General features: G+C 43.4%; 1 protein-coding gene. It reads left to right on the forward strand.

What is annotated here, in order from left to right; genetic code table 11:
- The first annotated feature begins 278 nt into the window (after nucleotides 1-278).
- Nucleotides 279-1,607 (forward strand): transposase, encoded by a 1,329-nt coding sequence (locus DXA55_RS16805; protein WP_117814658.1) that lies wholly within the window; start codon nucleotides 279-281, stop codon nucleotides 1,605-1,607.

Consider the following 1,607-nt stretch of genomic DNA (forward strand, 5'->3'; position numbering starts at 1 on the left):
TAGTGATGAGTTAGACGCGCAATTTTTTTAATATAAAACAGAACAAATGTTTGATATATTATTATGGATATGGTAAAATACTTTTATGGAGAAAGATATGTTTACAATTAATAAAAATGGTTTTTCCTATCCGGCGTCAAGGAAAGAGTTGTGGGGAGAACATTTGTGAAATCCGTCTTATTGTGCTGTAACGGTCAGTGACCGGAGCCGTGAACAGGTACTTGCTTACATAGAAGGGCAGAAGGAAAAATCCCGTTAAAACCCGGAGGAAAAAGCGAATGAAAATCATATCCAGTTATGGTGTAGAATTACGAAAACAGAATATTCCAATCCGCCAGACACTGGAGATTTACCGTTCTGCTGTCCGCTATCTGGTCGAAGTGTATGAATCTGTGTGGGAAGAACTGGCCCAAATTGAGGAAAGTAAGAAACGTTTCAATGCAGCGGAACATCTGGTGCATACAACGAAACGGAATCCGGCCCGGTTTGATTTTGATTTCTGCTTTCCCAAGATGCCATCCTATTTCAGACGGGCGGCAGTCCAGCATGCGCTTGGGAGTGTATCTTCTTATCGGACGCGTCTGGAACAGTGGAAAGCAGAGGGACAGAAAACAGGAAAGCCGTATCTGAAAAGTGAGCAGTATGCCATGCCTGTTTTTTACCACAATGTCATGTACCGTGAAAACACAGAAGAGAAAGATGCGGCCTTTTTAAAACTGTACGATGGCCATGACTGGAAATGGTTTGCTGTGCGGCTGAAACATACGGATATGGAATATTTAAGAAAACACTGGTCGGGCAAAAAAGCTTCGGCGCCAACGTTGGAGAAAAAGCACGACAAATATTTCCTGCGTTTTACGTATGCGGAAGAGGTATCTTTAAACCGGACACCTGTCAAAGAACAAACGATCTGCAGTGTGGATCTCGGCATCAATACGGATGCAGTCTGTACCATCATGCGTCCAGACGGAACTATCCTGGGGAGAAAGTTTATTAACTTTCCCAGTGACAAAGACCGGATGTACCGTGTGCTGGGGCGGATCCGAAGATTTCAGCGGGAACATGGATCGCGTCAGGCGCAGGGAAGATGGGCATATGCAAAACGTCTGAATACAGAGCTTGGCAGAAAAATTGCAAAGGAAATCATTTTTTATGCATCAGAAAAGAAGGCAGATGTGATTGTTTTCGAATATCTGGAAATGAAAGGAAAACTTTCCGGGAAGAAAAAGCAGAAACTGCAGATGTGGAGAAAACGTGATATCCAGAAACGGTGCGGACAGCAGGCACATAGAAAGAAAATCCGAATTTCCCGAATCTGTGCCTGGAACACGAGCAGGCTTGCCTTTGATGGATCAGGAGAGATTGACCGTGATATACGGGATCATCGTCTGTGTACGTTTCAGACTGGAAAAAGATACAACTGTGATTTGTCAGCATCGTATAATATCGGAGCGAGATATTTTATCCGTGAAATTTTAAAACCCTTGCCGGAAACGGAAAGGTCTTTGCTGGAGGCAAAAGTTCCTGCAGTAAAGCGTAGAACCTCATGTGTTTATGCAGATCTGAGAGAACTGATTTCAGAAATGGAACTGCGTAAAGCAGCATAA

It is taken from the genome of Blautia sp. OF03-13 (assembly GCF_003460685.1).
Lineage (GTDB): Bacteria > Bacillota > Clostridia > Lachnospirales > Lachnospiraceae > Fusicatenibacter > Fusicatenibacter saccharivorans.